This window comes from Winogradskyella eckloniae (genome assembly GCF_013249045.1).
GTDB classification, from domain to species: Bacteria; Bacteroidota; Bacteroidia; order Flavobacteriales; family Flavobacteriaceae; genus Winogradskyella; species Winogradskyella eckloniae.
In genome coordinates, this window is sequence record NZ_JABRWP010000001.1 from 596,597 (window position 1) to 621,463 (window position 24,867).

The window sequence follows — 24,867 nt, forward strand, 5'->3', positions numbered from 1 at the left end:
TTCTGAATTAAGTGTTGTTTGGATATTAACGTTTCGAGAATTGGAATTTCTTACGCGCTTTCTTCTGTCCGAATTTCTTACGCTCTACCATTCTTGGGTCTCTCGTTAATAGACCTTCTGGCTTTAATACTAGTCTGTTTTCAGGATCTAGTTCGCACATAGCACGACTTAATCCTAAACGTATTGCTTCTGCCTGGCCGGTGATACCACCTCCATATACGTTAACAGTAATATCAAAGTTGCCATCATTGTTAGTCAAGGCTAAAGGTTGGTTTACTTTGTACTGCAATGTTGCTGTACTAAAATAATCCGCCATGTCTTTTTTGTTCACCGTGATTTTGCCACTTCCTTGGGCAACGTACACACGAGCAACAGCCGTCTTTCTACGGCCAATTTTGTGAATTACTTCCATTAGTTAATTTCGTTTAATTTCATTGTTTTTGGTTTTTGAGCTGCATGAGCGTGCTCTGTACCAGTAACAACAGTTAAATTTCTAAAAAGAGTTGCTCCTAATTTGTTTTTAGGTAACATTCCTTTTACTGACTTCTCTACTAATCTACTTGGGTCTTTCCCAAATAATTCAGTAGCCGTCAAACTTCTTTGTCCACCTGGATAACCTGTGTGACGGATATAACTTTTTTCCGTCCATTTGTTACCAGTTAAGTTGATTTTTTCAGCATTAATAACAATTACGTTATCACCGCAATCAACGTGTGGCGTAAAATTAGGCTTGTGCTTACCTCTTAAAAGTATTGCTACTCTTGAAGCTAAGCGACCTAAAGTTTGTCCTTCAGCATCTACTAAAACCCACTCCTTGTTAACGGTAGCTTTGTTAGCTGAAACTGTTTTGTAGCTTAATGTATCCACACTAATTTGATTTATATTTACGCTTCACAGCGCAAAAAGATTAAACATTCCTCTTTAAAAAAGAGTTTGCAAATTTACGATAAACTCTGAGATTACCAAACCTTGTCTAAGGTTTTTTTGTGCTGAAAATCAGGGGATTTAAAAATGTGTAACTAAGATTAACTTTTTGTTGCTCTTAATAATCTATCATTTATAGATTTACCAAGTCCATAATCTGGAAATTTTTCGGCAATAATGAGGTCTAATTGAAAAGTATCTAATTGGTGCAAAGCATCATACAATTTAGAAGCTGCTTCTGTTAAACTTCCATTTTGAGATAATACAATTTGCGCTTTTATCTGCGCATTTTCAATTTCAGCATTAAAAGCTAAAATACCAATTCGTTTATTAGTATACGTATTAAGCGTGTCTTGGAGGTGATCTGTTAAAATTGTTTTGGTTTTTGGGGCATAATGTCGTGCAAGCATACCAGGAGCATTTGGTATGGTGTCCTGTTTGCTGTCTTCAGTAACCGTATTTTTAATTTCAATAGGACCTACAACAGCTTCAATGTCTTCAATAGCTGTAGAACCAAGTCGGTAAATAATAGGTTCGTCGTTCTCAAATCCTATTATGGTAGATTCTATTCCGCTAGTACATGCACCACCATCTAATACCATTTTAATAGCGTCTTTAAAATAAGATTCTACGTGTTGTGCTGTGGTTGGACTTATGCTACTAAACGGATTGGCGCTTGGTGCAGCCAAAGGAAAATCTAATTGTCTTAATAATTCTAAGGTTGTTGGGTGATTTGGTACACGAACAGCAACCGTATCTTTTCCACCTGTAATTAAATCTGGAATTATAGCTTTCTTTTTTAAAACTAAAGTTATTGGTCCTGGCCAAAAGGCTTCGGCTAATAAAGTTGCTTTTTTGGGAACGTAAGCTACAAGATTCGATAGTGTTTCTATAGACGGAATATGGACAATGAGCGGATTAAAAAATGGCCGTTTTTTAGTTTCAAAAATAGCTTTTATGGCTTTTTCGCTGTAGATATTTCCTGCTAATCCATAAACTGTTTCCGTTGGGATTGCCACAACATGGTCTTCTGTTAAGAGCTGTATAGCTTTTGATATGTCTTTTGAAATGATGCTCATAATTCAATTATGAGAACAAAATTACTTTAAATAATTCATTTTAGTAATTCGAAATTAACTATAAATCGTTTTTGATTTTTTTAGTGAAAATAGCTTGAGCTATTAGAATTATATATTGTTTTTTATAAAAGTAGTTATCTTTTCTTGTAAATCCTTGTTCATATTATTAATTGCATCATTGGAGTTAAACCCAACACCTTTAATGTTATCGTATGGAAATTTAATAACCTTCGAATTTTGGGTATTAATAATATAACCTTCAATATTTAAAGTAGATCTGTAGGTATCCATTCCTGAGTTTTTTTGAGGATCCAATCTAGAAATATCACATATAAAATAATAATCTGTATAGTTGTTGACATTATGAGTTTTTAAAAAAGCCATAGAAGGACTCATAAAATCATTAAAGTATTTAAGATTACCATTATTAAACAATGAAGGGAAATTTAAATTTACGCCTTTGGCTGAACTAGAAACTGCTCTTGAAGTTTTAAAATCAATAGTGCCGTTTGTTGTAATAAATAATGAAACATTTTTTTTAGAAGCGTTCTTTAAAGAAGATTCGGAAAACAATCCTGTTTTTTTTGTGCTTTCAGATGTAGTGGGTTTTGATTTTGCGTTAGTGTTAGGTTTTGTAATGTTTGGTGTAGAAATATTAGTTTGTTTTGTATTAGTTTTTTGCGTTAGAGTTTGGTTGTCTATAGCCTTAGTTTCTTTTCTAGGTATACTATCGTCCGTTGTTTTTTGAGAATTCTCTTCGGAATAAATGTAATTATTTGTTACAGATTGAAAAAAAGAATTACCTTTTATCATATATGATCCACCAACAAATACGCCGAGGATTATACCAATTAATTTTATAGTGCTTGTGGGAATTGCCTTTAACTGCATTACCCTAGTAATAAGTTTTCTTATCATTGTAATATTTTAATTAACTTAAGACATTCATTATTGTTTGGGTTTTTTAAGTAACCCATTTTTGCATTTTTTTTTGCCTCTAAATATTTGTCAGTATAGAGTTCTAACATGGCTAGATTATAATATGCACTCGATAGTGCTTTTTCACTCTTAACGACTTTCTTATTATTGAGTATAGCCTTTAGTTTTTCGTGAGCTAATTCAAATTCCTCAACCTGAACTAAAGCGGCTATATCTTTAAGATCATCATTAAATTTAGAGTTTTTCTGAAATTTTATTTTAAAATCAACCTCATGCGCAACAAACAAATTTTTAAACTTTACTATGAGCTTTTCAACACAACCTAAAAAAACCTCGTTTTCACTAATTGCTGGTGGTGTGTTATAATCTGGTTTGGTTTCAATTGCGTATTTTGCGTCAACCGTTTTTGAATAAACAATTTGTGTTGTCTTTATATCAATTAACTGAATACTAATTGATAAATTTTGAATGCCCTTTCTGTATCTTTTTGTTTTGCCATTTAAGGCTTTAAATGAATTAACTTCTCTCTTGTAGTCCGAGTTTACAATTCGTCCAATCATTATAATTCCTGAACTAAAAAACTTACCAAATGGTGTTGTGTAATTCTCTTCAACATGGCCTGAAGATTGTAGTTTATATTCCTGTAAAATTAAATTTGTTTTCTCTCTGTCTAATAATGTCACATTGGGAATTTTATGAATTTCTGCTGCGATTTTATTATATAGAATTGAGGTCTCATTATTTTGTCTGCTACGATCATTTAAAATTTCAGCAATTATTAAATTTTTATATGGGACTAAATTAAATTCTGGTGTGACTTTTCGAGTAATTGTTACTTTGTTCCAATCTGAATTAAAAAGATCGGAATCTTGAGCCTTTAGAGTATTAAGGTTGGATAATAAAATAAGAAGAATTAGAAAGCATATTTTTTTTAAATATGCGCCAATTCTTAGATTGATAGTAGACATATGTATTAAGTTTAGAAACTAAATTTAAGAAAAAAAATAATAGTAAAGTGCTAATAATCAAAATAATGAATATTTATATATGAGTGTTGATTTTTAATTTTTTGCTCAAAAAAACACAAGAAAAGTAACACTGATTTTACTAGTTTTGCATCTTTAAAATTAAGTACATGATTTCAGTAGATAATTTAGCCGTAGAATTTAGTGGGCAAACCCTTTTTAGTGATGTGTCTTTCACTATTAATGAAAACGATAAAATTGCCTTAATGGGTAAAAATGGTGCAGGAAAATCTACCATGATGAAAATTATTGCTGGTGTGCAAAATGCCACACGTGGCCATGTGCGTTCGCCAAAAGATACCGTCATTGCTTATTTGCCTCAGCACTTATTAACCGAAGATGATACCACAGTTTTTGAAGAAGCCTCTAAAGCCTTTGCACATGTATTTGAAATGCGCGACGAAATGGAAGCACTTAATAAGCAATTAGAAACCAGAACGGATTACGAATCTAATGACTACATGAAAATCATTGAACGTGTATCGGATTTAGGTGAAAAATACTATGCATTAGAAGATGTTAATTATGATGCTGAAGTCGAAAAAGCCTTAAAAGGGTTAGGATTTAAGCAAAACGATTTTAGAAGACCAACAAGTGAATTTTCTGGTGGTTGGCGCATGCGAATTGAATTGGCTAAAATTTTGCTTCAAAAACCAGATTTAATTCTGCTAGATGAGCCAACCAACCATATAGATATTGAATCTGTCATTTGGCTTGAAGACTTTTTAGTGAACAAAGCCAACGCTGTACTGGTTATTTCTCACGATAGAGCCTTTATTGATAATATTACCAATAGAACTATTGAAGTGACCATGGGTCGTATTTACGATTATAAAGCTAACTACTCGCATTACTTGCAATTGCGAGAAGATAGACGCACGCACCAAATAAAAGCGTACCAAGAGCAGCAGAAATTTATTGCCGATAATATGGCTTTTATAGAGCGTTTTAAAGGTACTTATTCTAAAACCAACCAAGTGTCTTCACGAGAGCGCATGCTCGAAAAATTAGAACGTATAGAAATAGATGAGGTAGATACCTCTGCTTTGCGATTACGTTTTCCGGCAACACAGCGTTCTGGTGATTATCCTGTAACGGTTAAGGAGGTTTCTAAATCGTATGATGAGCATGTGGTGTTTAAGGGCGCAAGTATGTCTATTGCACGAGGCGAGAAGGTCTGTTTTGTGGGTAGAAATGGCGAAGGAAAATCCACGATGATTAAAGCCATTTTAGGCGAAATTGAAGTAGAAGGCACTTGTACTTTAGGCCATAATGTGCAAGTGGGTTATTTTGCGCAGAACCAAGCCGCTTTGTTAGACGAAAGCTTAACGGTTTTTCAAACCGTAGATGAAGTTGCAAAAGGCGATGTACGTACTCAAATAAAAAATATTTTGGGTGGTTTTATGTTTAGAGGTGAGGATATTGATAAAAAAGTCAGTGTCTTATCTGGTGGCGAAAAAACCAGATTAGCGATGGTAAAACTCTTATTAGAACCTGTTAATTTATTAATCTTAGATGAGCCAACCAATCACTTAGATTTAAAGTCTAAAGATGTATTGAAAGAAGCACTACAAAATTTTGATGGCACTTTAATATTAGTCTCTCACGATAGAGATTTTCTACAAGGCCTTTCTAAAAAAGTATTTGAGTTTAAAGAAAAGCGTGTTATTGAGCATTTTGAAACCATCGATGATTTCTTAGCAAGAAATAGAGTGGAGAGTTTGAAAGGGTTGGATTTGTAGGGTTGTTTGATAGAGTTATTTGATGTTACTGCAAGACGATTAATTTCTGTTTAACACAAGTTGTGATTACGTTTTATTAGTGTTGTTTTTTATGCAAACTGTTGTAAATTAGTTAGTAATAATAAATATTCATATCTTTAAAAGACAGTTTCTTGGTCAGTATTGTCCCCTTGAGTATTAGTGAGAAACAAAATACTTTTTGTTTAGAAACTACCGAGCGTAGCTCTTAGAGGTATAAAAGCGAAAGTGATTTTTTAAATCTCCAATCATTGAAAAACAAAATAATTCCATACAACCCTAAACTAAAATTACGAGCCAGACAACTAAGAAAAAACAGCACCTTACCATAAGTTCTACTATGGCAAAACCTAAAGCAACGCGCTTATGGCGTTCAGTTTCATGGACAAGTACCGATGTTAGAATATATTGCAGATTTTTATTGCCATGAAATAGGGTTGGTCATAGAAATTGATGGAGACAGTCACGAATATAGCTTTTTGTACGATTTTAAGAGACAAAAAGAAATCGAAGCTTATGGTGTTACCTTCTTAAGGTTTTCCAATGAAGAGGTTAAGAAAAATATGTTTAGTGTACTGCTAATTATAGAAGAAAAGGTAAAGGCGTTAACTGAGTAAGTTTGAAAACACCCCTAAAGTCCCCTCAAGGGGACATTTGATAAAGGACAAAACAATACTTCAAGAGTTTTTAATTGTGCTCTACGTTTAAAAAGAAAATACTATAGAAAGGAATTCGTGTATTTGTAGGTTTAATGGATAGCACTAAAGAATATGAATAGTACTCATGATTTTTATTTTTTACAGATAACTTTATTAGTAAGTATTGTCTCATTGAGAGGACGTTTAATAAAGTAAAAGCGAGAATTTATTGAATCTTAATTATGTTTTGTGGTACTAAATATTATTTATTAAAGACAGGTTTGTCGGTTAGGATTGTCCCCTTGAGGGGACTTTAGGGGTGTAAAAAAAGGAATATTATTTCTCTATAAGCTCTTTAACTTCTAAAAATTGAGGTAAACTAACTGCAAATGGTAATGAAGAAGCTCTTCCTTTTTTATAATTATCTAAGTCTTTGAAATTCCACTTTAAATTTTTAAATTCAGTTGCATTAGATTTTTCTATACTAATAACTAAGTAATTTTTTTGCCTTGGATTTGGATAATTTAGTCGTGTCAGTGTCGCTTTATTGGTAACTCTATATTCCGGTTTTATAATACGGTATAGTTTTGTAGAAGATTGTTCTCCTTCCATATGAAGTAATAAGTATTTTGCATTAAGAGTTTCCTTGTTCAATTTTAATGCACCTCTATTGCTATCCATTCTAAAATTATAGAGTAATCTAGTATTAATCCAATTTAAATGTTCTTCAGATTTACAATAGCCAACCAAAACATAAGTGTCATATGGAATTAGTTTTTCATTATTAAAATACTCCGGAATCGGTTCTAAAACTTCATTAGGTTTATCGTTTTTATGAATAGTATAGCTTTTGTGTGCCATATTCTCACGTTGTGATGCTCTATTTACAAGATGGTCGATGACTTCATCAATAAAATTAGATAAGTCAGATATGTTTTCTGATTCATTTTCTGGATTCACGGAAAATGCACCTAGACCAGGAATTAATTCATGAAAACCTTTATACTTCTTATTTTTTGTTCCTGGATATAAAATATATGCACCTCCAGTTCTTCTAATAGCATCTTTGTAGGCGTGCATTTTTAGTACATCTGCATTTTTATAAATACCTTTTCGTTCCTGTTTTTTTATTTTATCAAGTTTTTTTCTTTGTTTATCAACACCTTCTTCGTTTAAGTCTGTTTTAGTATTATTAGAGTCTATCTTAAATTGATTCACTTTATATTTAGCATCAAAATGAATATGAAGTATTTGTTCTTCAATTTCTGCTTTTGTTTCGCTTAGCTCTTTTGGCCAGACAGATAGTGTATAATCTGGACGCATTGACGTTGTCCAACTGCCTGCTTTTGGAAAACTATCTTTATGGCCTGAGAATGTTCTGTTGAATGAAAACTTGAATGATAAATTTCTGTTTTTAATAAGTTTGTGACCTTTTAATGCTGTATGATGACCAGATTTTATTATTAAATTCAATCCGTTTTTAGAAGGTTTAAAAAGATGATTATAAGGTTCATCGTTATGGGTTAATTCGGTTAGATCAAATTTTGTTTTAAACAAATCATACAATACAAAAAACAACCAATACTCGTACAATGTAGCTATGTCTCTTTTTCCAGCTTCATAAACGTCTTCTGCAGCACCAGACCAAGTAAGTTTAGAAGCTAAATCAAACATTAGCCAAGATTTTAATAACTGTCTGTAGCCACCTTTTCTTTGTAGTGTAGGCGAGTTAAGTTTTAATGATGTTGGTCTTGATATGCTTTTAAAAAAGGAATGATTTAAAAAGGTTTCTAACTTTTTAATTAAATATTTGGCTTCTTTTTGGTCTTTAGAGCCGTCTAAAAATGCACTGCTACAATTTTCGCAAAATTGTAAGTATTCTTGTAAACTATGTTTTATAAACCGGTTTTCGGGATTATCTAAACTAGGTTCTTGTTTGTAGCTATTAATTTTAGAAGGAATACTTTCAAGTTTGCTTACCTTATGTAAATTATGATGCTTAGGTAATGGAATTCTATTAGAGCCTCTTAGTATTTCTTGAACGTTTTTATTAGTGATTTTTTTTAAACTTCTAATATCAACGCGTTCTTCTTTGTTAATCCAATTTGTTTTTGGAGCACTAAAAATTTTTAAAAGCGATTCTTCAAACTCATCTTTATTAATTACAGATTTTACAAAACTAAATTTCTGATAAATTGTTTTGTTACCTTTAGTAAAATCTGGTTCAAAATACTGATTAACTGGAGAATTAGATTGCATCAGTAATTCTGTGCATTTTTCTGTAATATCTTCAACCATAGAACGATAATTCTCCCTATAGCTTTTATCGTAATCGTCTGTTGCATCAAATTTTGTTGCTAAAACCTCTAAGTAGCATTTAATATCTCCATCTGGACCTTTAATATTAAGTTCTAGCGTACCAACAAAATTTCCTGGCGCAATAATTCCTCTATTTGCCGATGAATTTGCCGAAGGAATACACTCTTTTGTTTTGTATAATTGATACTTATTACTAGTAAACTCATATTCATAACGTCTAGATTCTAAAATTTGAAAAGGTGCTTCTCCAAATTCTTCAGCTTCCGCAGAATCAATTTCGAATATTTTGGCATCATTACCTATTGGAAATAATTTTAAATATAAATCCTTTTGAAACTCAATTGATATAGAATTTTTACTAATTTTCATTACCTATTAAGCTTCTGCATAACTCGTAAATCCATTTGCAATAACGTTATCGTACATACGTTCTATTTTTTCTAATGAAATAGGATAGATAATTTTTTCTTCAAATGTTCCTCGCTTATCAAAAACATGTAATTCTTTTTCTAAATTCGGCTTTTTATCGTAGCATAAAATAGCTAAAGCCGTTAAAACAGAAACTAATTTATTTCTACTACCATGTAATTTTGGTAATAGTTTTTGCATAATGGCAACATCTATTTTAAAATGCTCTTTATTAGGGTAAAGTTCACTAAAGTTTTTAGACATACCAAAACCAGGATTTATTTTATCTATCTGCCCAAATAAGGTTTGAATTTCAGAAGCAGTTCTGTATCCAAATTCTGCGCCTACTTTTTGTAATGAAACAAAGAATTTCTTTAATGTATTACTTAACTGCTCAGATGAATCACTGGTTTTATTAGTAGCTATTTTAACAAAATCTTCTCCATATCTTGCTCCAAGTGGTATACCATTCTCGTCATATAATTTTTTTAAATCTAAAGGTTTAGAACTTGCAAAGTAATCACTCATTTCCTGTTCACTCACTCTAAACTCTATAACATTAGCTCTATCTAAAACTTTTGGGCTAAACATATATGTGGTTTCATCTATGTTAACAGTACCAACTATAAATAGGTTTTTAGTCCAATTGTATTCCTTTTTTACTTCAATTCCATTTCCACCATCTAATGCATTTTCAGAGCTATGAAGTTTAAATTGGTCGTCACTTTCCATAACACTTAAAAAGTCTGCAAAATAACGTTCTACATGACTTAAGTTCATTTCATCTAGTATTAGAAAATGCGGTTTTACAGGATTGTTATTTGCTCTAATAATTAAATCTAAAGCACCATTTTCTGGTAAAATATATTTTGTAGGTTCTAATGCATTAACATAACCTAATAAAGGTTCTCTATTGGTCCAATCGGCTCCAACAGGTACAATACAATATTGTGTCTCATCTTCTGCAATCCATTGCGCAAACGCTTGCGTTAATTTTGTTTTTCCAGAACCAGATAAGCCACTAAGTAAAACAAAAGGTTTTGTTACTAATGAGGCAATTAAACGTGTGAGTAGTTTGTCTGAATAATAAAGTCCACTTTTTTCTACGTCATTTATAAATTTATTGAAATCAAAACTTGTTTTAGTTGGTAATTGCGATTTACTTTTCAGTTCTTTTTTCGACTTATGAAAGTTTAAATAAGTTTTTACTGAAGCCGAATACCATCCCTTTAATCCTAGAGATGATCTTTCCTTTTCGTAGTATTTACCATTTACATTTTTTTGCTCCTTTATTAAATCTTGATATAATTCATTTATTTTTTGAATATTATTAATTTCAAAAATATTATAATGAATAAGGCGTGAGAGGTTTTCTAATGTACTAAGGTACTGTTGTTTTGTGCTGTCCTCTATTTTTAGAGCATTTTTAGCCCAGGCTTTATATTGTTGTTTATAGTCCATTTTTTATCTTTAAAATTAATGCGCCTCCAACCAATTCAAACCAGTATCAACCTCAACATCTAGAGGAACTTCCATTTTAAAAGCATTTTCCATTTCGGTTTTAATTAATGTGGTTAATGCTTCTAATTCTGGTTTGTAGATATCAAACACCAATTCATCATGCACTTGTAAGAGCATTTTAGATTTATAATTTCCAGCTTCTAGCTTATTAAAAATATTAATCATGGCTATTTTAATAATATCTGCTGCGCTTCCTTGGATTGGTGCATTTACAGCATTTCGTTCTGCAGCGCCTCTAACTACTGCATTACGAGAGTTGATGTCTTTTAAATAACGACGACGACCCAAAATGGTAGAGACGTAACCATGATCTCTTGCAAAATCGACTTGCTCGCTTATATATTGTTTTAGTTTTGGATAGGTTTCGTAATAGGTGTCTATCAGTTCTTTGGCTTCGCCACGTGATAAATTGGTTTGGTTGCTGAGTCCAAAGGCAGACACACCATAAACAATTCCAAAGTTTATCGTTTTGGCATTGCTACGTTGTTCTCTTGTGACTGATTCTATTGGTACTCCAAAAACTTTGGCTGCTGTTGAAGCGTGTATATCTTCACCATTTTTAAAAGCCTCAATCATGGTTTCTTCCTTACTTAGAGCCGCAATAATACGCAGTTCTATTTGAGAATAATCGGCTGCGAGTAAGGTGTAATCTTCGTTTCTTGGTATAAACGCTTTTCGCACTTGGCGACCACGTTCTGTACGGATTGGAATATTTTGTAAGTTAGGATTATTACTACTTAAACGACCAGTTGCTGCTACAGTTTGCATATAATCAGTGTGCACTCGGCCAGTTGCTGCTTCAACCTGTAACGGTAAGGCATCTACATAGGTACTTTTTAGTTTGGCAAGACCACGATATTCTAAAATATTTCTAATAATCTCGTGTTCTTTGGCTAAAGCCGATAATATATCTTCACCTGTTTTATATTGTCCGGTTTTCGTCTTTTTAGGTTTGTCTACCAGTTTTAGTTTTTCAAACAAGATGATACCTAATTGTTTTGGCGACGCAATATTAAATTCTTCGCCTGCAACCTCATATATTTTGTCTACTAAGGTTTCAATATCTTTATTTAAATCGTCGGCTAAGGCATTTAAAAACGATACATCGAGATTAATACCTTCTAATTCCATTGCAGCAAGTACACGTACTAGAGGAATTTCGATATCATTAAATAATTTTTGAGTGTTGGCTTCGCCCAATTCTTTTTCAAAATGTTCCTTAAGTTGAAGCGTAATGTCTGCATCTTCAACCGCATATTCCGTTTGCTTTTCTAATGGCACCTCGCGCATTGAGAGTTGATTCTTGCCTTTTTTACCAATGAGTTCGGTAATAGAAATTGGTGTGTAGTTGAGGTAAGTTTCAGCCAAAATATCCATATTATGACGCATATCTGGATTTATGAGATAATGCGCTAACATGGTATCGAACAATTTGCCTTTAACCTTAATATTGTATTTCGCTAAGACTTTAATATCGTATTTTAAATTCTGACCAATTTTCTGAATGTGTTCAGCTTCAAAGAATGGTCTTAAGATTTCAATAAGGGCTTGTGCTTCGGTTTTATCTTCAGGAAATGGTACGTAAAACCCTTTACCAACTTCCCATGAAAATGCAATACCAACCAATTCTGCGGTTAAGGGATTGAGTCCTGTGGTTTCAGTATCAAAACAAACAGAGGTTTGATTCATTACGTTTTTTACAAACAATTTGGTGGCCATACCAGAGGCTACACTTTGGTAAAAGTGCGATGCGGTTGCTGCGGTTTTTCTCGAAGATGCTGAACTTGTTTCAGTATCTGTTTCATTAGAACCACCACCTCCAAACAATGAAAACTGACCTTCGCCAGCCGTTGAACTTGAAGACGAGCGCGACGCTGAATTGCTACTCGAGGTTGAACTTGAAGTCTGTTGACTGTCTGTAGTTGGAGCTGTGTTATTTTCAGCAGCAAAAGTTTTTGTAAAATTATCAATTAAACGTCTAAATTCTAATTCTTGAAAAATTTCAGTAACCTTTGGAATATCTGGTTCTGACATTTCAAAATCTTTAGCATCGAATTCTACAGGCACATCGAGCATTATCGTGGCTAGTTTTTTAGACAGTAAACCGAGTTCTTGGTTCGCTTCCACTTTCTCTTTCATTTTTCCTTTTAACTCATGCGAATTGGCAAAAAGGTTTTCCATAGAGCCATAAGCGGCTAAAAATTTCTTGGCTGTTTTTTCGCCAACGCCAGGTAAACCAGGAATGTTATCAGAAGCGTCTCCCATCATGCCTAAATAATCTATGACTTGCAAAGGGTCTGTAACTTCAAATTTTTTCTGAACTTCTGGTATTCCCCAAGTTTCATAACCACCTCCAAAAACAGGTCTGTACATAAAAATGTTTTCAGACACTAACTGCGCAAAATCCTTGTCTGGCGTAACCATAAAGGTTTTATAACCTTCTTTTTCGGCTTTTTTTGCCAAAGTACCAATAACATCATCTGCTTCGTAGCCTTCTTTAACCATAATTGGGATATGCATGGCTTTTAGAATTTCGTAAATGTACGGCACCGCAGTTTTAATACCTTCTGGTGTTTCATCTCTGTTGGCTTTGTAGTCTTCAAATAGTTCTACACGGTCTGCGCTTCCGCCTTTATCAAAACAAACGGCTAAATGGTCTGGTCGCTCACGTTTTATAACATCTAAAAGGGAATTCATAAAACCCATAATAGCTGAGGTATCTTCGCCTTTAGAGTTTATTCTTGGGTTTTTTATAAAAGCGTAATAGCCACGGAAAATAAGCGCGTAGGCATCTACTAGAAAGAGACGTTTTTGGTCTGACATATTGGAGTAAAGTTTTAATATAATGTTGCCTAGAGTGCAGTTGAAAAGGTTTCTTATAATGAAAAAATAGAGTTCTCGACTGCGCTCGAACGGACAGTCTGCAAATTACAAAACTTAAGACTTGAAATGAAAGAATGATTTATCAAATAATAAACAAAAAAAAGCCGAAACATAAGTTTCGGTCTTTTTAATAAAATATAGTTAATAGCGTCTTAATTCAATTTTAACAAAGCTTTACTGTTTTAAGTTTAATTTGAAGACTTTTTCTGTAAGCTTTAATACTAATAATTTCATTACTTTTTTTACGATTCAGTTTTAATACTTGCGCTTTTACTTCAGCAGAAATGCTAATAGTTTTAGCTTCTACCTTATCGGCTTTAACTGTTTCGGTAAGTTCAGTTTTTACATTTGTAACAACATCTTTTTGAGCAAAACCTGCTAAAGACATTGTTAAAAATAATATGATGACTAAACCTTTTTTCATAATTTGTTGAAGTTGCGTTTGTTTTAACTTCGGGTCAAAGAAACTGAACATTCCTATGCTGCTTAAAATTTTTGGATGAAACAGGTCGATAATTAGATAACAGGTAATAGCATGTAAAAATCATCGTTAAACGACACGTTATGGGTTGTTAGCCCTTTAAAAGTCGTAATTTTACAGACGAATGTTTAACTTTATAAGCCGAAATACACGGTGTTTTTATTAGCATCGATGAAATACACAGAAAAAGCCCTTAAGACCAATAAATGCTGATATAATATGAAGGAATATAGACATAATCCCTATTTTAATTTGTTTGCTAAACAACAACAGAATCAGTTTAATATTGGAAACAGAACCTACAAAGAAAGACTAAAGCTGTTAAATAGACTACAGCAAGCAATTACGGTTACGTTCAGGACACAAATTCAAGATGCTTTATATAAAGATTTGGGCAAAGCTGTCGTAGAAACGGAACTTACAGAAATCTTTGCCATTAATGGTGATATTAAATTTGCAAAGCGACATTTAAAGCAGTGGATGAAAAAACAAAAGGTAGATACACCTTTATCCATGTTGGGTTCTAGTGCTTATATTAAATATGAGCCCAAAGGTGTTTGTTTAATAATTTCGCCATGGAATTTCCCTTTTAATCTTACGTTTGGGCCATTAGTGTCTGCCATTGCTGCCGGAAATACTGCGATAATAAAACCTTCGGAAATGACACCGAATTCTTCAGCGTTAATGGCTAAAATAGTGGTAGACGTTTTTACTGAAGATGAGGTGGCTTTAGTAGAAGGCGAAGTTGAGGTTTCTACTGAATTATTAAAATTACCTTTTAATCATATCTTTTTTACAGGTTCACCACAAGTGGGTAAAATTGTAATGTCAGCAGCATCTAAACATTTGGCTTCAGTAACCTTAGAGTTGGGAGGGAAGTCGCCTACTATTGTAGATAAAACAGCAAATATTGATAAAGCGGCAAAGAAAATAATGTGGGCAAAGTTTTTGAACACAGGTCAAATATGTGTGTCTCCAGATTATGTGTTGATTGATAAAAGTGTGAAAGTAGAATTTATTGAGTCTTGTAAAAAATGGCTTAAAACGTACTATGAAGATAATCCAAAAGCATCAGATTCTTATGGAAGAATTGTCACAGATAAGCACTTTGAAAGATTAAACGCTTATCTCGAAAATGCAAAAACACTTGAAGCGAAATTTGAAGTTGGAGGCGAAACAGAAAACACTTCTAAATATATAGAACCTACTATCATTTCAGATTTAAAACCTGAAGCAAAATTGCTAAACGAGGAGATTTTTGGGCCTATTTTGCCTATTGTAACTTATGAGAGTTTAGATATGGCAATTGCATATATCAATTCAAAATCGAGACCGTTAGCACTTTACATTTATAGTAAAAGTAAAGTCAATATTAAGAAAATAATGAATAACACAAGAGCTGGTGGGACTTGTATTAATAATAATGTGTTGCATTATGCAAATCACAATTTACCGTTTGGAGGTATAAATAATAGCGGTATTGGTAAAAGTCATGGATTTTTTGGTTTTAAAGCATTCAGTAATGAACGATCGGTTTTAAAACAATACACGTTTGGTGTTACAGAATTGTTATTTCCGCCTTACACTAGTTTTAAAGAGAAGTTGGCTAGGATTACGGTTAAGTGGTTTTAGTAAAAGAAAAAAAGCCGCTCCCTACAGCGGCTTTTTCTATTATCTGACATAGCCATGGCGTAGTCAGGCTCAAAAACATAATAATTAGACTTTTATTTAATTATTATTTCAGTTATTTATTTTTTTGCCGCACTTACGGTCGTAGTTGTACTAGTATTACTCTTTTTCTCTAATGCTAAAAGTCTGGCTTCTAAATTTTCATACTTAGAAAGTTGAGCTTCTAGTTGTAATACTGTTTCTTTTAATGCATTATTTTTGTCATTAAGTTCTTGTATCGCTTTTATGGCTACAGGTACTACTTTATTATAATCTACAGACCAAAGTTGAGCGTTTTCGTCTTTTGGTTTATTTACTGCTTCTGGTAACACCTTAAATAATTCTTGTGCTATAAAACCAAGTGTTTTTGTGCCTGTTGCTTCTACAGAAAGCTTGCCATCTTTAAAACTAGAGTTATGTTGTATATAACGCTGAGGTTTTGTTTGGGTTAATAAATCTAGCGCATTATCAATAGATTTAAATTCTGATTTAATTCTGCGATCGCTATAGGTATCCCAAGCATAGGCAAGACCCGTACCCACATTATTAAAGGCATTATTTGGTAGGTGTACGGCATGATTTGGATTGTTTACATTTACACCTAAATTACCATTTACTTCAACGTCTCCATCTCCTTTTATTTCTAAGATATTTCCTGTGGTTGTGTGAAAAAAGTTAAAAGAGCTATCACTGATTGTATTGTCTGCTCTTCCAAAGAGTGTCCATTCATTTGTAGTTTCACTTGCATTTGCAAATTGAATTCTAGGTCCATCATTGGCACTTGTTTCAGTAAGTTGAATATGTGCAGGGTTTGTAGATCCACTATTATTTAAAATACTGATTCTACCATCTTCGTTATTTAATTCGCCGATACTTAGTCGATCAGAAATATAATTTTTTCCAATAAAATAACCTGCCCATCCATTGTTGGTATTAACATTATTGTAGGTACCGTAATGTGTTCCACCAGCAGATGAACTAATTTGATTATAAGTTCCATATTTATTGCCATTTCCTGTTGCTGCTGCCTGGAATTCATTTCTTGATCCATAATAATTACCGTTAGCAGATGATAAGAAATCCGTCCAAACACCCATCATACCAGATGTTCCAGGAGTTCCGTTTGAAAATCTATTCCGAACGCCTACAATATCATCAATACCAGAGTAGGCACGTTCAAATTCGTTATAGACGCCATATATATTTGATGCAGAAGCACCACGCATACCATTATAGACACCATATTGGTTACCAGTGGCACTATTATCTAGATTATTAAATGTACCAAACTGCCAAGCAGATGTTGCTCCACTTAAAAAATTTCGAACGCCATATTGATTGCCAGAGGTTGTAGATGTGATTCTATTAAAGAGTCCGTACTTTTGTCCTGTTCCAGTACCAATTACTTCTGTAAATATCCCATGACTTCTTCCTGTTCCATTACCTGTTTTAGAAACATATAATCCACTAGTTTCATTACTGTTGTTATCTGTTTTAAGAATGTTTACACCTCGAGTTGCTGCCGCAGAAGTATTTTCTATATCTAAACGATAATCAGCTGTTGTTTTACCAATAGCGACATTACCTTGTGTGTAAATGTCATCTGTAATAGCATTGGGTTTTGTTGTTGTGTTTTCTTCATACCAATCTATTTCATCAGTTTCTACTAAAGATGAAAGGTTCACAGTTTGTGCAGCGATTCCGTCGTTTTCAATTTCTAGAGAAAGTATGTTTGTAGCGTTATTGAAACTAAAAGTGTTTATGGTCTGGTCATCAGTATCTGTAAATGTTGTAGGAGTTTGCCAAGTTACAGTTCCTCCTCCATTTGTAGTCATTACCTGACCAAAGGTGCCATCTGAGAGTGGCATAATATATCTATTAGATGATGAAGCGCCTAATGAGGTACGTCCTATAAAAAAAGCAGCAAAACCAGACGTTTTTCTTACGTCTGCATACGAACCATAGTGAATACCTCCTGCTGTCTCTGCAATTTCTGTATAAACTCCATATTTATTGCTATGTCCCGTTCGAGAAGTAAATATGTTTTTAACGCCATATTGGATTCCATTGGTTAGCGTTGCACTAGGTGTAGTGGAACCAATTAAATTGTAAACTCCTGTTTTTTCACCTGCTGTAACGCCTATTATATTATTTCTAACTCCTGTTTTTTCTCCTGTGGTAAATGTTCCAGGAATTAGATTGCTCACTAAATTGTTTAAAACCCCTGTTTCAGAGACATAATCTGATGTGGTGCTAAAAGTATTTTCAAGTCCAATCATTCCAGCACCACTGCCTGTAAAATTACCTTTTATGTTTACTTTATCTCGATTTCCCGTAGCGCTATTATTTACTTCCAAGGCAGATGAAGTACCAGTTATATTATTATTTCCGCTGAGATTAATAGCAAGTCCAGAACCTCCATTAATATTTGATATTCCAGAAGATATGAGATTGTCTGTTTCTATTAAAAATTGACTTTGTAATCCATTAATCATTGTATTAGTAGAGCCAATAGAAACATTACCAAGATGATGAATTTCTTGAGAAAGTGTTGTAGCAGGAAATGTATTGCCTCCAGACACTCTTCCCCAATCAAAATCCCCTGACAAACTACCTAGATTAAGCGTTTGTGTAGCAACCCCATCATCTTGTAAGGAAATTTCTAAGGTTGTACCATTGAGGTTTAGTACATCTATTTGTTGGTTGTCAGTATCTGTAAATGATGCAGGTGTTTGCCAAGTTACAGTTCCTCCTCCGTCTGTGGTCATAACCTGGTTTGCAGTTCCATCTGTCAATGGCATATTATATTCATCATTAATGTTTATCAAACCACTTTTATATACAGTTAAGGCGTTGCTGCGATTTGCTGTGCTTGAACCATTACCTATGGTAAATATGCGGTCAGAATTATTAAACGTATTTACGGCAACAGGAGTATATTCTGAAGCATAAGAGCCTAATGTTGTTTCAGCATAGGAAGATGCAGTATTATCGTGTCCAAAAGCGGTAGAATATATTCCTAATGCATTTGTAGTTAGTCCAAAAGCAGTAGATTGGTTTCCAATAGCATTTGTACCTAAACCAAAAGCAGTAGATTGATTTCCATCAGCATTAGTATTACGTCCAAAAGCAGTAGATTCATTACCAATGGCATCACTACGATCTCCAAAGGCTAATGAGTTTTCTCCTATAGCATTTGTTGCTTCGCCAAAAGCTGTACTTCTTATACCTGATGCTTCTGTAGTTAATCCAAAGGCTGTTGATCCGTTACCTGATGCCTCGGAGGATTGTCCAAAAGATGTTGAACCTACACCAAATGCTGTATTGTTAGTGCCAAAAACAAGAGAGTAATCTCCCGAAGCTACTGAACCTAGTCCAAAAGCTGTGGAGTTTTCACCAGTAGCTTGCACAGATTCACCAATTGCTACACTATTTTCACCTCTAGCTAGAACACTTCTTCCCATTGCAACAGAGTAATTACCAATATTTCCATTATCCCAATAGCCTCCAAGAGTTGTACCTGCTCTAAATGCTGCCTTTCTTGGATTGAAAAATAGTCTTGTTCCCGCACCTGTAGCTGTAATTGTTTCACCAGAACCAAACGTACCGGTTATTAAAAGCCCATCTTCTCCATTTATAGTTAAAGCACCATCTGTTGCTGTGATGGTATTACCTGCTCCAGGACCACCTTCATCATAAGCTTGGTCTAAAGTATTTTTACCACCTGAGGCTATTTTTATCCAACTCGTTGTTGTTTGATCCCAATAATAAAAGCCTTTACCATCGGCTCCTGTACCCGTGTAAAAAATAAGCATTCCATCTTGTGCGGCTGCTGGTGAAGACGGAAAAGTACTCATGCGAGGGATTAAAATACCATCATTGTTAGCAGGACTTGTGGTGCTCGTTGCTTCAATGTCGAGTGTAGCTTGCGGATTCGTATTGCCAATACCCACTTGGGCATTTACGTTAAAAATAATAATAGAAAATAATAAGCTGATACGTAGGTTTATAACGTTCATAATTACTATGTTTTGAGTTGTCTGCTTCAAATCAACTTAAGGCATATCATTTGTAGAGAAGTTGTTTTTTTAAAGCGTAATGACTGATTAGTAGCTGAGTAAAGCTAGCCCAAAACGGTTGTTTTAGTATTTTTTTTTAGTGAACGGTTTTTTTTCTTTAGTGAATACATTTTAACCGTGATTATTAACTTTTTAGTGCCTATTCGTTTACACAAACCTAAGTATGCTCATTTTTAAAGAGCGTAAGTGTTCTATTGCTTAAATTGGCCGTATAGATGAGGTTTCTACTGAATTATTAAAATTACCTTTTAATCATATCTTTTTTACAGGTTCACCACAAGTGGGTAAAATTGTAATGTCAGCAGCATCTAAACATTTGGCTTCTGTAACCTTAGAGTTGGGAGGGAAGTCGCCTACTATTGTAGATAAAACAGCAAATATTGATAAAACGGCAAAGAAAATAATTTGGGCAAAATTCTTGAATTGTGGTCAAATTTGTGTCTCTCCAGACTATGTGTTGATTGATAAAAGTGTGAAAGTAGAATTTATTGAGTCTTGTAAAAAATGGCTTAAAACGTACTATGAAGATAATCCGAAAGCATCAGATTCTTATGGAAGAATTGTCACAGATAAGCACTTTGAAAGATTAACCGCTTATCTCGAAAATGCAAAAACACTTGAAGCGAAATTTGAAGTTGGAGGCGAAACAGAAAACACTACTAAATATATAGAGCCTACTATCATTTCAGATTTAAAACCTGAAGCAAAATTGCTAAACGAGGAGGTTTTTGTGCCTACTTTACCTATTGTAACTTATGAGAGTTTAGATATGGCAATTGCATATATCAATTCAAAATCGAGACCCTTAGCACTTTACATTTATAGTAAAAGTAAAGTCAATATTAAGAAAATAATGAATAACACAAGAGCTGGTGGGACTTGTATTAATAATAGTGTGTTGCATTATGCAAATCACAATTTACCGTTTGGAGGTATAAATAATAGTGGTATTGGTAAAAGTCATGGATTTTTTGGTTTTAAAGCATTCAGTAATGAACGATCGGTTTTAAAACAACACACGTTTGGTGTTACAGAATTGTTGTTTCCGCCTTACACTAGTTTTAAAGAGAAGTTAGCTAGGATTACGGTTAAGTGGTTTTAGTAAAAGAAAAAAAGCCGCTCCCTACAGCGGCTTTTTCCTCAAAACATAATCGTTTGATTTCAAACAATTATTAAAATTTTATACAATAGACGACTGAAGTATTAATGGGTCTAGTCTCTAATGATCCTGCTGTGGTAGAATCAAAAACAGGTATATCTGTTATATGAGTATGATCACTTGCAGAATTCGTATTTAGCGAAGGTATAGTGACTGTATGATTGTGATTACCAGTTGTATTCGTAGATAAAGAAGGTATGTTAACCTGGTGGTAATGATTCCCTGAGGTTGAGGTGTTGAAAGAACCTGGTCCACTGTCTCCATAATTATCGACTATAAAATCACTATGAGTTCCAAAACTATTAGTTGCAATGCTTTCTTGTTCTCCTCTAACAGAATGGTTGTGACTTCCTGCTGTATTTGTAGACGTTGACCTAGGGTTTGTGTTATGTGAATGACTGCCTCCATTGTTGGTTGAGGTATTAGTGCTGTAGGTACTGTGAGAGTGACTGCCATCAGAGCTTGAGGTAGTGCTTGGAGCATCTATTTGATGTAGATGACTTTTTATTTCTCCATCTTGCGTTGTGCCAACATTATCACCTGTAGTACCGTCACCTCGATCTTGTCTTGATGCTGCATCAGGATCGTTGCCAGAACCATTATCTAAGCCTCTTAAGAATTTACCTCTATAGTCGGGTAAATTGAAAGTTGTACTGCCATCTCCTGCTCCATACGTGGTGCCCAAAACAGTAAATAATTCAGAATATGTAGTTCTACTAATGGCACTGCCATCACAAACTAAATAGCTTGCAGGAGGAGTGGCCATTGGAAAAGCAAATATAGCTCCAGTTGGTATCGCATCTTTAGTTTGCTTTAACATTCTGTCCCAGGTACTAAGCGATGCATCGTAAAAATAAAAACCTTTAACATCATCGGTTTGATAAACAATTAATCCATCAGCAATGGGTGCACTAATAGAAAGGCGTTCTAAAGCAGTCATTCTAGGAATTAATACGCCTTTTTCTGAAGATTGGATTTCTAAAATGGATGAATTATCTGGACTTGTTGTGCCTATACCCACTTGCGCATTTACTGTAAAAATAATAAAGGAAAACAACAAGCTGATACGTAGGTTTATAACGTTCATAACTAATATGTTTTGAGATGTCTGCTTCAAGCCAACTTAAGCCAAATATTTTGTAGAGAAGTTGTGTTTAAAGCGTAATGACTGATTAATAGCTGAGTAAAACTAGTTTAAAACCATTGTTTTAGTAATTGTTTTTTAGTGAATGGTTTTTTTTCTTTAGTGAATACATTATAACCGTGTATATAAGCTTTTTAGTGAATAAAATATAAGGATACTTTGTACACCAGTTGAAATGCACTCATTTTTATATAGAGTATAAGATCTTTGAGATAGGTAAGGTGTTAATAAATTTTACTGAAAAATGATTCTAAAATAGATATTAAAAGAACAAATATTATATTCAACACTTTTGGTTTTTAGCTCTTATTTACACGTGTTTCCTATTGATTTTCCTCTTGCGATTACACGTATTAATTTACCTTGGACATTATTAATTATGAATTCTTTGGTGTTTTTTGAGTAGTCATTTTCAAAAATATAAGTTTTGTGTTTCTCTGAAGTTCTTTTTGGCACATGGACTCAAATGTAAGTTTTAGTTTTGGCTTTACCTTTTGTTTTTTTAATCTAATATTTACAGATCAGATGAAAGTGAATCAAATAGACGCCAAGTTCTTAAAACAACGATGCTTTATACTTTATTATTGATACCTAGGTGTTGCACAGCCTATGCCATTCCAGTTTTTAAGTCCTACAGGTATGGCTTCTTCAATCTGAAGACGTGGTAAAAATATTTCTGCATCCATTGTAGTAGTATTGCCTTGAAGATTAAGGCCTAGCATGCCTCGCAATTGATTTGCACCCGAGTTGGCGGCACTTACAGAGGCGTCAACGGCTTCTCTACTGAGTTCCTTACGATTTCCATAAATTTTTGCCCAACGTTCAGCTACCGAAATTTGCAGTAGAGCAGTGCTATTTCCTGTTGAGCTTGCATCTATACGTTCGGCTTCGTCCACAATATCATCTACAATCATTTCGTCATTTATCTCTTTGTAATCGTACTTTGAGTTTCCTGTGAAGAGGTTATTACTTAGCACAATATTTGCACCTTTATTGTAAATGCCACCAAAGTGTCCAAAACCAAAAACATTATTGGTTATAGTGGCAGTTAATTCTTTATCTAAAGCCAAAGCGTTTCCTCCATATGAGGCAACAGGATCGTGTTTCCAATTAAATAAAGACGTGTTATTACTAATGACGAATTGCGGAACTAATTTAGGGTCATTGCCAACATATCCTGTGCGCGCATGGATACCATAACCTGTGTTATTTATTGATAAATTATTGCGAATGTAACCTTTTCCTCCTTTTTTTACGCGTACGGAAATGGCGCCTTCTGTTGGTGCTGTGTTCATAACGACACAGTTTTGCACACCAACATTCATATAGTGACTTGCCACAACAACAATACCACCAGATTCTGGTGATGGATTTTGTTGGCTCTTTGGGCTTGCTTTTCTGCGTATGGCTAAGTCCTTATCATGATGATAACGATTTCTAGGTCCATTGTCTACAATAATGCCATCGACCACAATTAGTCCACCTTCTGCCAATTGTCCGTTTTTAGAGCGTTGTTGGTCTGTACGAATATAAAGACGAGGCGTTGTTAGTTTTTTGTAATCGTTAGTGCCTGTAAAAATCGTTTTATGGTCTGTCCAAGGCGCACGTTTTGTAAACGTAACATCATAACCGCCATAAATTTGAACAGGAACATTTATTTCGTCTGACCCACGTTTACCTTTGCTCATATAAACGCCTTCTGCAATATGAATAATATCGTTTGGTTTTAATAAGTAGATAATATTACCTAAGTCTTTTGCAGGTTGTTCTTTTGTGCCAAGTTTACCTGAACCTGTGGACTTACTCACGTACCAATCTCGTCCTTTTTTTGTGAAATCTACAGCATCTTGTGCATTTAATGATACCATAAACAGAAACGCGATTGCATAAATACATACTTTCATTTTAGTTGAATTTTAGGACAGATTACAATCTATAAATGGTAGATAGTATATCTGTAATTAATAGCTGTGTAAAGCTATTTTTATAACTATATATGGAAGCGTTTTTTTAGTGAGTTCGCATTTTTATTTAGTGAACACTGTTAAGTCTTATTTATAAGATTTCACTTTACTTACCACTAAACTTTTTTGAGAAGCACTTACAGGAATACTGTCGTTATTAAGTGTAATTGTGTTTTTTTCGATACTTATAATGTGGTTTAAATTTACCACGTAAGAACGGTGTGCTTTTATAAAGTTGTCGCCTTTTAGTTGCTCTGAAATGTGCTTTAAAGTATGCGGTACTAAATATGTTTTTGTTTTTGTAATGATATAGCAGTAATTGTCAAAGGCTTTTAAGTAGCTAATAGAATTTTGATTTATACGATGTAATCGGCCTTCGTGTTTAATAATAATAAAATGTTGCTTTGACTCACTGTAATTATGCCAAGCGAGTTCAATATTTGTTCTTAGACTTGTTTCTGTAAATGGTTTAACAATATAGCCTAATGGATTTACCTGCTTTACGCGGTCAATAGTATTGGGATCCGTTTGGGAAGAAAGAAACATATAAGGTAAGTTCTTTTTATCTAATTCTGTAGCGAGATCCACACCATCCTTTTCACCATGGAGTTGAATATCAATGAGTATTAAATCGGGTTTTAGCAATTCTATGTCGCGCAGCGCAGTAGTAAAATCTTCAGCATCTCCAATAGCATAAAAACCTTGTTTACGTAAAGCTACCTCAATTGTAGATGCAATTAATGGTTCGTCTTCAACAATATATATGTTAAGGGATTTCAAATTATAATTATTTTAAAAATTTAAATTAGAGATTCGATATGCTAATATTCCTTTTTTTTAGTGAGTATGATATTTTTTTTAGTGAATGTTTCTTTT

17 protein-coding genes are annotated in these 24,867 nt (G+C 33.7%); 4 read left to right on the forward strand and 13 right to left on the reverse strand.

Annotation, left to right across the window (positions count from 1 at the left end; translation table 11 throughout):
- Positions 1–25: 25 nt before the first annotated feature.
- The 5 genes from rpsI to HNV08_RS02670 form a co-directional block, all read right to left on the reverse strand.
- Positions 26–412: a 30S ribosomal protein S9 gene (gene rpsI, locus HNV08_RS02650; protein WP_157364360.1), complete on the reverse strand. Its 387-nt coding sequence runs from the start codon at positions 410–412 to the stop codon at positions 26–28.
- Positions 412–867 (reverse strand): 50S ribosomal protein L13, encoded by a 456-nt coding sequence (rplM, locus tag HNV08_RS02655; RefSeq protein ID WP_173279553.1) that lies wholly within the window; start codon positions 865–867, stop codon positions 412–414. The genes rpsI and rplM overlap by 1 nt, the downstream gene beginning before the upstream one ends.
- A 158-nt stretch (positions 868–1,025) precedes the next feature.
- Positions 1,026–2,003, reverse strand: a complete 978-nt coding sequence (locus HNV08_RS02660) for an L-threonylcarbamoyladenylate synthase (protein ID WP_173279554.1) — start codon at positions 2,001–2,003, stop codon at positions 1,026–1,028.
- 108 nt (positions 2,004–2,111) lie between these two features.
- On the reverse strand, positions 2,112–2,921 hold the full coding sequence (locus HNV08_RS02665) for a hypothetical protein (protein WP_173279555.1): 810 nt from the start codon (positions 2,919–2,921) through the stop codon (positions 2,112–2,114).
- A complete protein-coding gene (locus HNV08_RS02670; RefSeq protein ID WP_173279556.1) occupies positions 2,918–3,910 on the reverse strand; it encodes a CsgG/HfaB family protein in 993 nt (330 codons plus the stop codon). The genes HNV08_RS02665 and HNV08_RS02670 overlap by 4 nt, the downstream gene beginning before the upstream one ends.
- Before the next feature lie 167 nt (positions 3,911–4,077).
- Here HNV08_RS02670 and HNV08_RS02675 point away from each other — a divergent pair, with 167 nt between their 5' ends.
- Entirely contained in the window at positions 4,078–5,709 is a 1,632-nt protein-coding gene (locus HNV08_RS02675) for an ABC-F family ATP-binding cassette domain-containing protein (protein ID WP_173279557.1), read from the forward strand.
- Between the two features lie 413 nt (positions 5,710–6,122).
- Positions 6,123–6,344, forward strand: a complete 222-nt coding sequence (locus HNV08_RS16410; RefSeq protein WP_317170193.1) for an endonuclease domain-containing protein — start codon at positions 6,123–6,125, stop codon at positions 6,342–6,344.
- A gap of 357 nt (positions 6,345–6,701) precedes the next feature.
- On the opposite strand, the gene HNV08_RS02685 is transcribed toward HNV08_RS16410, so the two are convergent.
- The 4 genes from HNV08_RS02685 to HNV08_RS02700 form a co-directional block, all read right to left on the reverse strand.
- Complete coding sequence (locus HNV08_RS02685; RefSeq protein WP_173279558.1) at positions 6,702–9,053, reverse strand: DUF2357 domain-containing protein; 2,352 nt, start codon at positions 9,051–9,053, stop codon at positions 6,702–6,704.
- Positions 9,054–9,059: 6 nt separating this feature from the next.
- The gene (locus tag HNV08_RS02690; protein ID WP_173279559.1) at positions 9,060–10,553 is read right to left on the reverse strand and encodes an McrB family protein; all 1,494 of its coding nucleotides are present in this window, start codon (positions 10,551–10,553) and stop codon (positions 9,060–9,062) included.
- A gap of 15 nt (positions 10,554–10,568) precedes the next feature.
- Positions 10,569–13,436, reverse strand: coding sequence for a DNA polymerase I (gene polA, locus HNV08_RS02695; RefSeq protein WP_173279560.1), 2,868 nt, complete (start codon positions 13,434–13,436; stop codon positions 10,569–10,571).
- A 223-nt stretch (positions 13,437–13,659) separates the two neighbouring features.
- A complete protein-coding gene (locus tag HNV08_RS02700) occupies positions 13,660–13,920 on the reverse strand; it encodes a hypothetical protein (protein WP_173279561.1) in 261 nt (86 codons plus the stop codon).
- A 276-nt stretch (positions 13,921–14,196) separates the two neighbouring features.
- On the opposite strand from HNV08_RS02700, the gene HNV08_RS02705 reads away from it, so the two are divergent.
- The gene (locus tag HNV08_RS02705) at positions 14,197–15,609 is read left to right on the forward strand and encodes an aldehyde dehydrogenase family protein (RefSeq protein WP_173279562.1); all 1,413 of its coding nucleotides are present in this window, start codon (positions 14,197–14,199) and stop codon (positions 15,607–15,609) included.
- A gap of 116 nt (positions 15,610–15,725) precedes the next feature.
- Here the strand turns inward: HNV08_RS02705 and HNV08_RS02710 are convergent, their stop codons facing one another.
- Positions 15,726–19,664: a tail fiber domain-containing protein gene (locus tag HNV08_RS02710; RefSeq protein ID WP_173279563.1), complete on the reverse strand. Its 3,939-nt coding sequence runs from the start codon at positions 19,662–19,664 to the stop codon at positions 15,726–15,728.
- 316 nt (positions 19,665–19,980) lie between these two features.
- Between HNV08_RS02710 and HNV08_RS02715 the strand changes: the two genes are divergently transcribed.
- The gene (locus tag HNV08_RS02715; RefSeq protein ID WP_317170195.1) at positions 19,981–20,826 is read left to right on the forward strand and encodes an aldehyde dehydrogenase family protein; all 846 of its coding nucleotides are present in this window, start codon (positions 19,981–19,983) and stop codon (positions 20,824–20,826) included.
- Between the two features lie 70 nt (positions 20,827–20,896).
- On the opposite strand, the gene HNV08_RS02720 is transcribed toward HNV08_RS02715, so the two are convergent.
- From HNV08_RS02720 to HNV08_RS02730, 3 genes are all read right to left on the reverse strand, one after another.
- Complete coding sequence (locus HNV08_RS02720) at positions 20,897–21,970, reverse strand: tail fiber protein (RefSeq protein WP_173279565.1); 1,074 nt, start codon at positions 21,968–21,970, stop codon at positions 20,897–20,899.
- Between the two features lie 638 nt (positions 21,971–22,608).
- Positions 22,609–23,931, reverse strand: a complete 1,323-nt coding sequence (locus HNV08_RS02725; protein ID WP_173279566.1) for a hypothetical protein — start codon at positions 23,929–23,931, stop codon at positions 22,609–22,611.
- A 147-nt stretch (positions 23,932–24,078) separates the two neighbouring features.
- Positions 24,079–24,771: a LytR/AlgR family response regulator transcription factor gene (locus HNV08_RS02730; RefSeq protein ID WP_173279567.1), complete on the reverse strand. Its 693-nt coding sequence runs from the start codon at positions 24,769–24,771 to the stop codon at positions 24,079–24,081.
- Between the last annotated feature and the right edge of the window lie 96 nt (positions 24,772–24,867).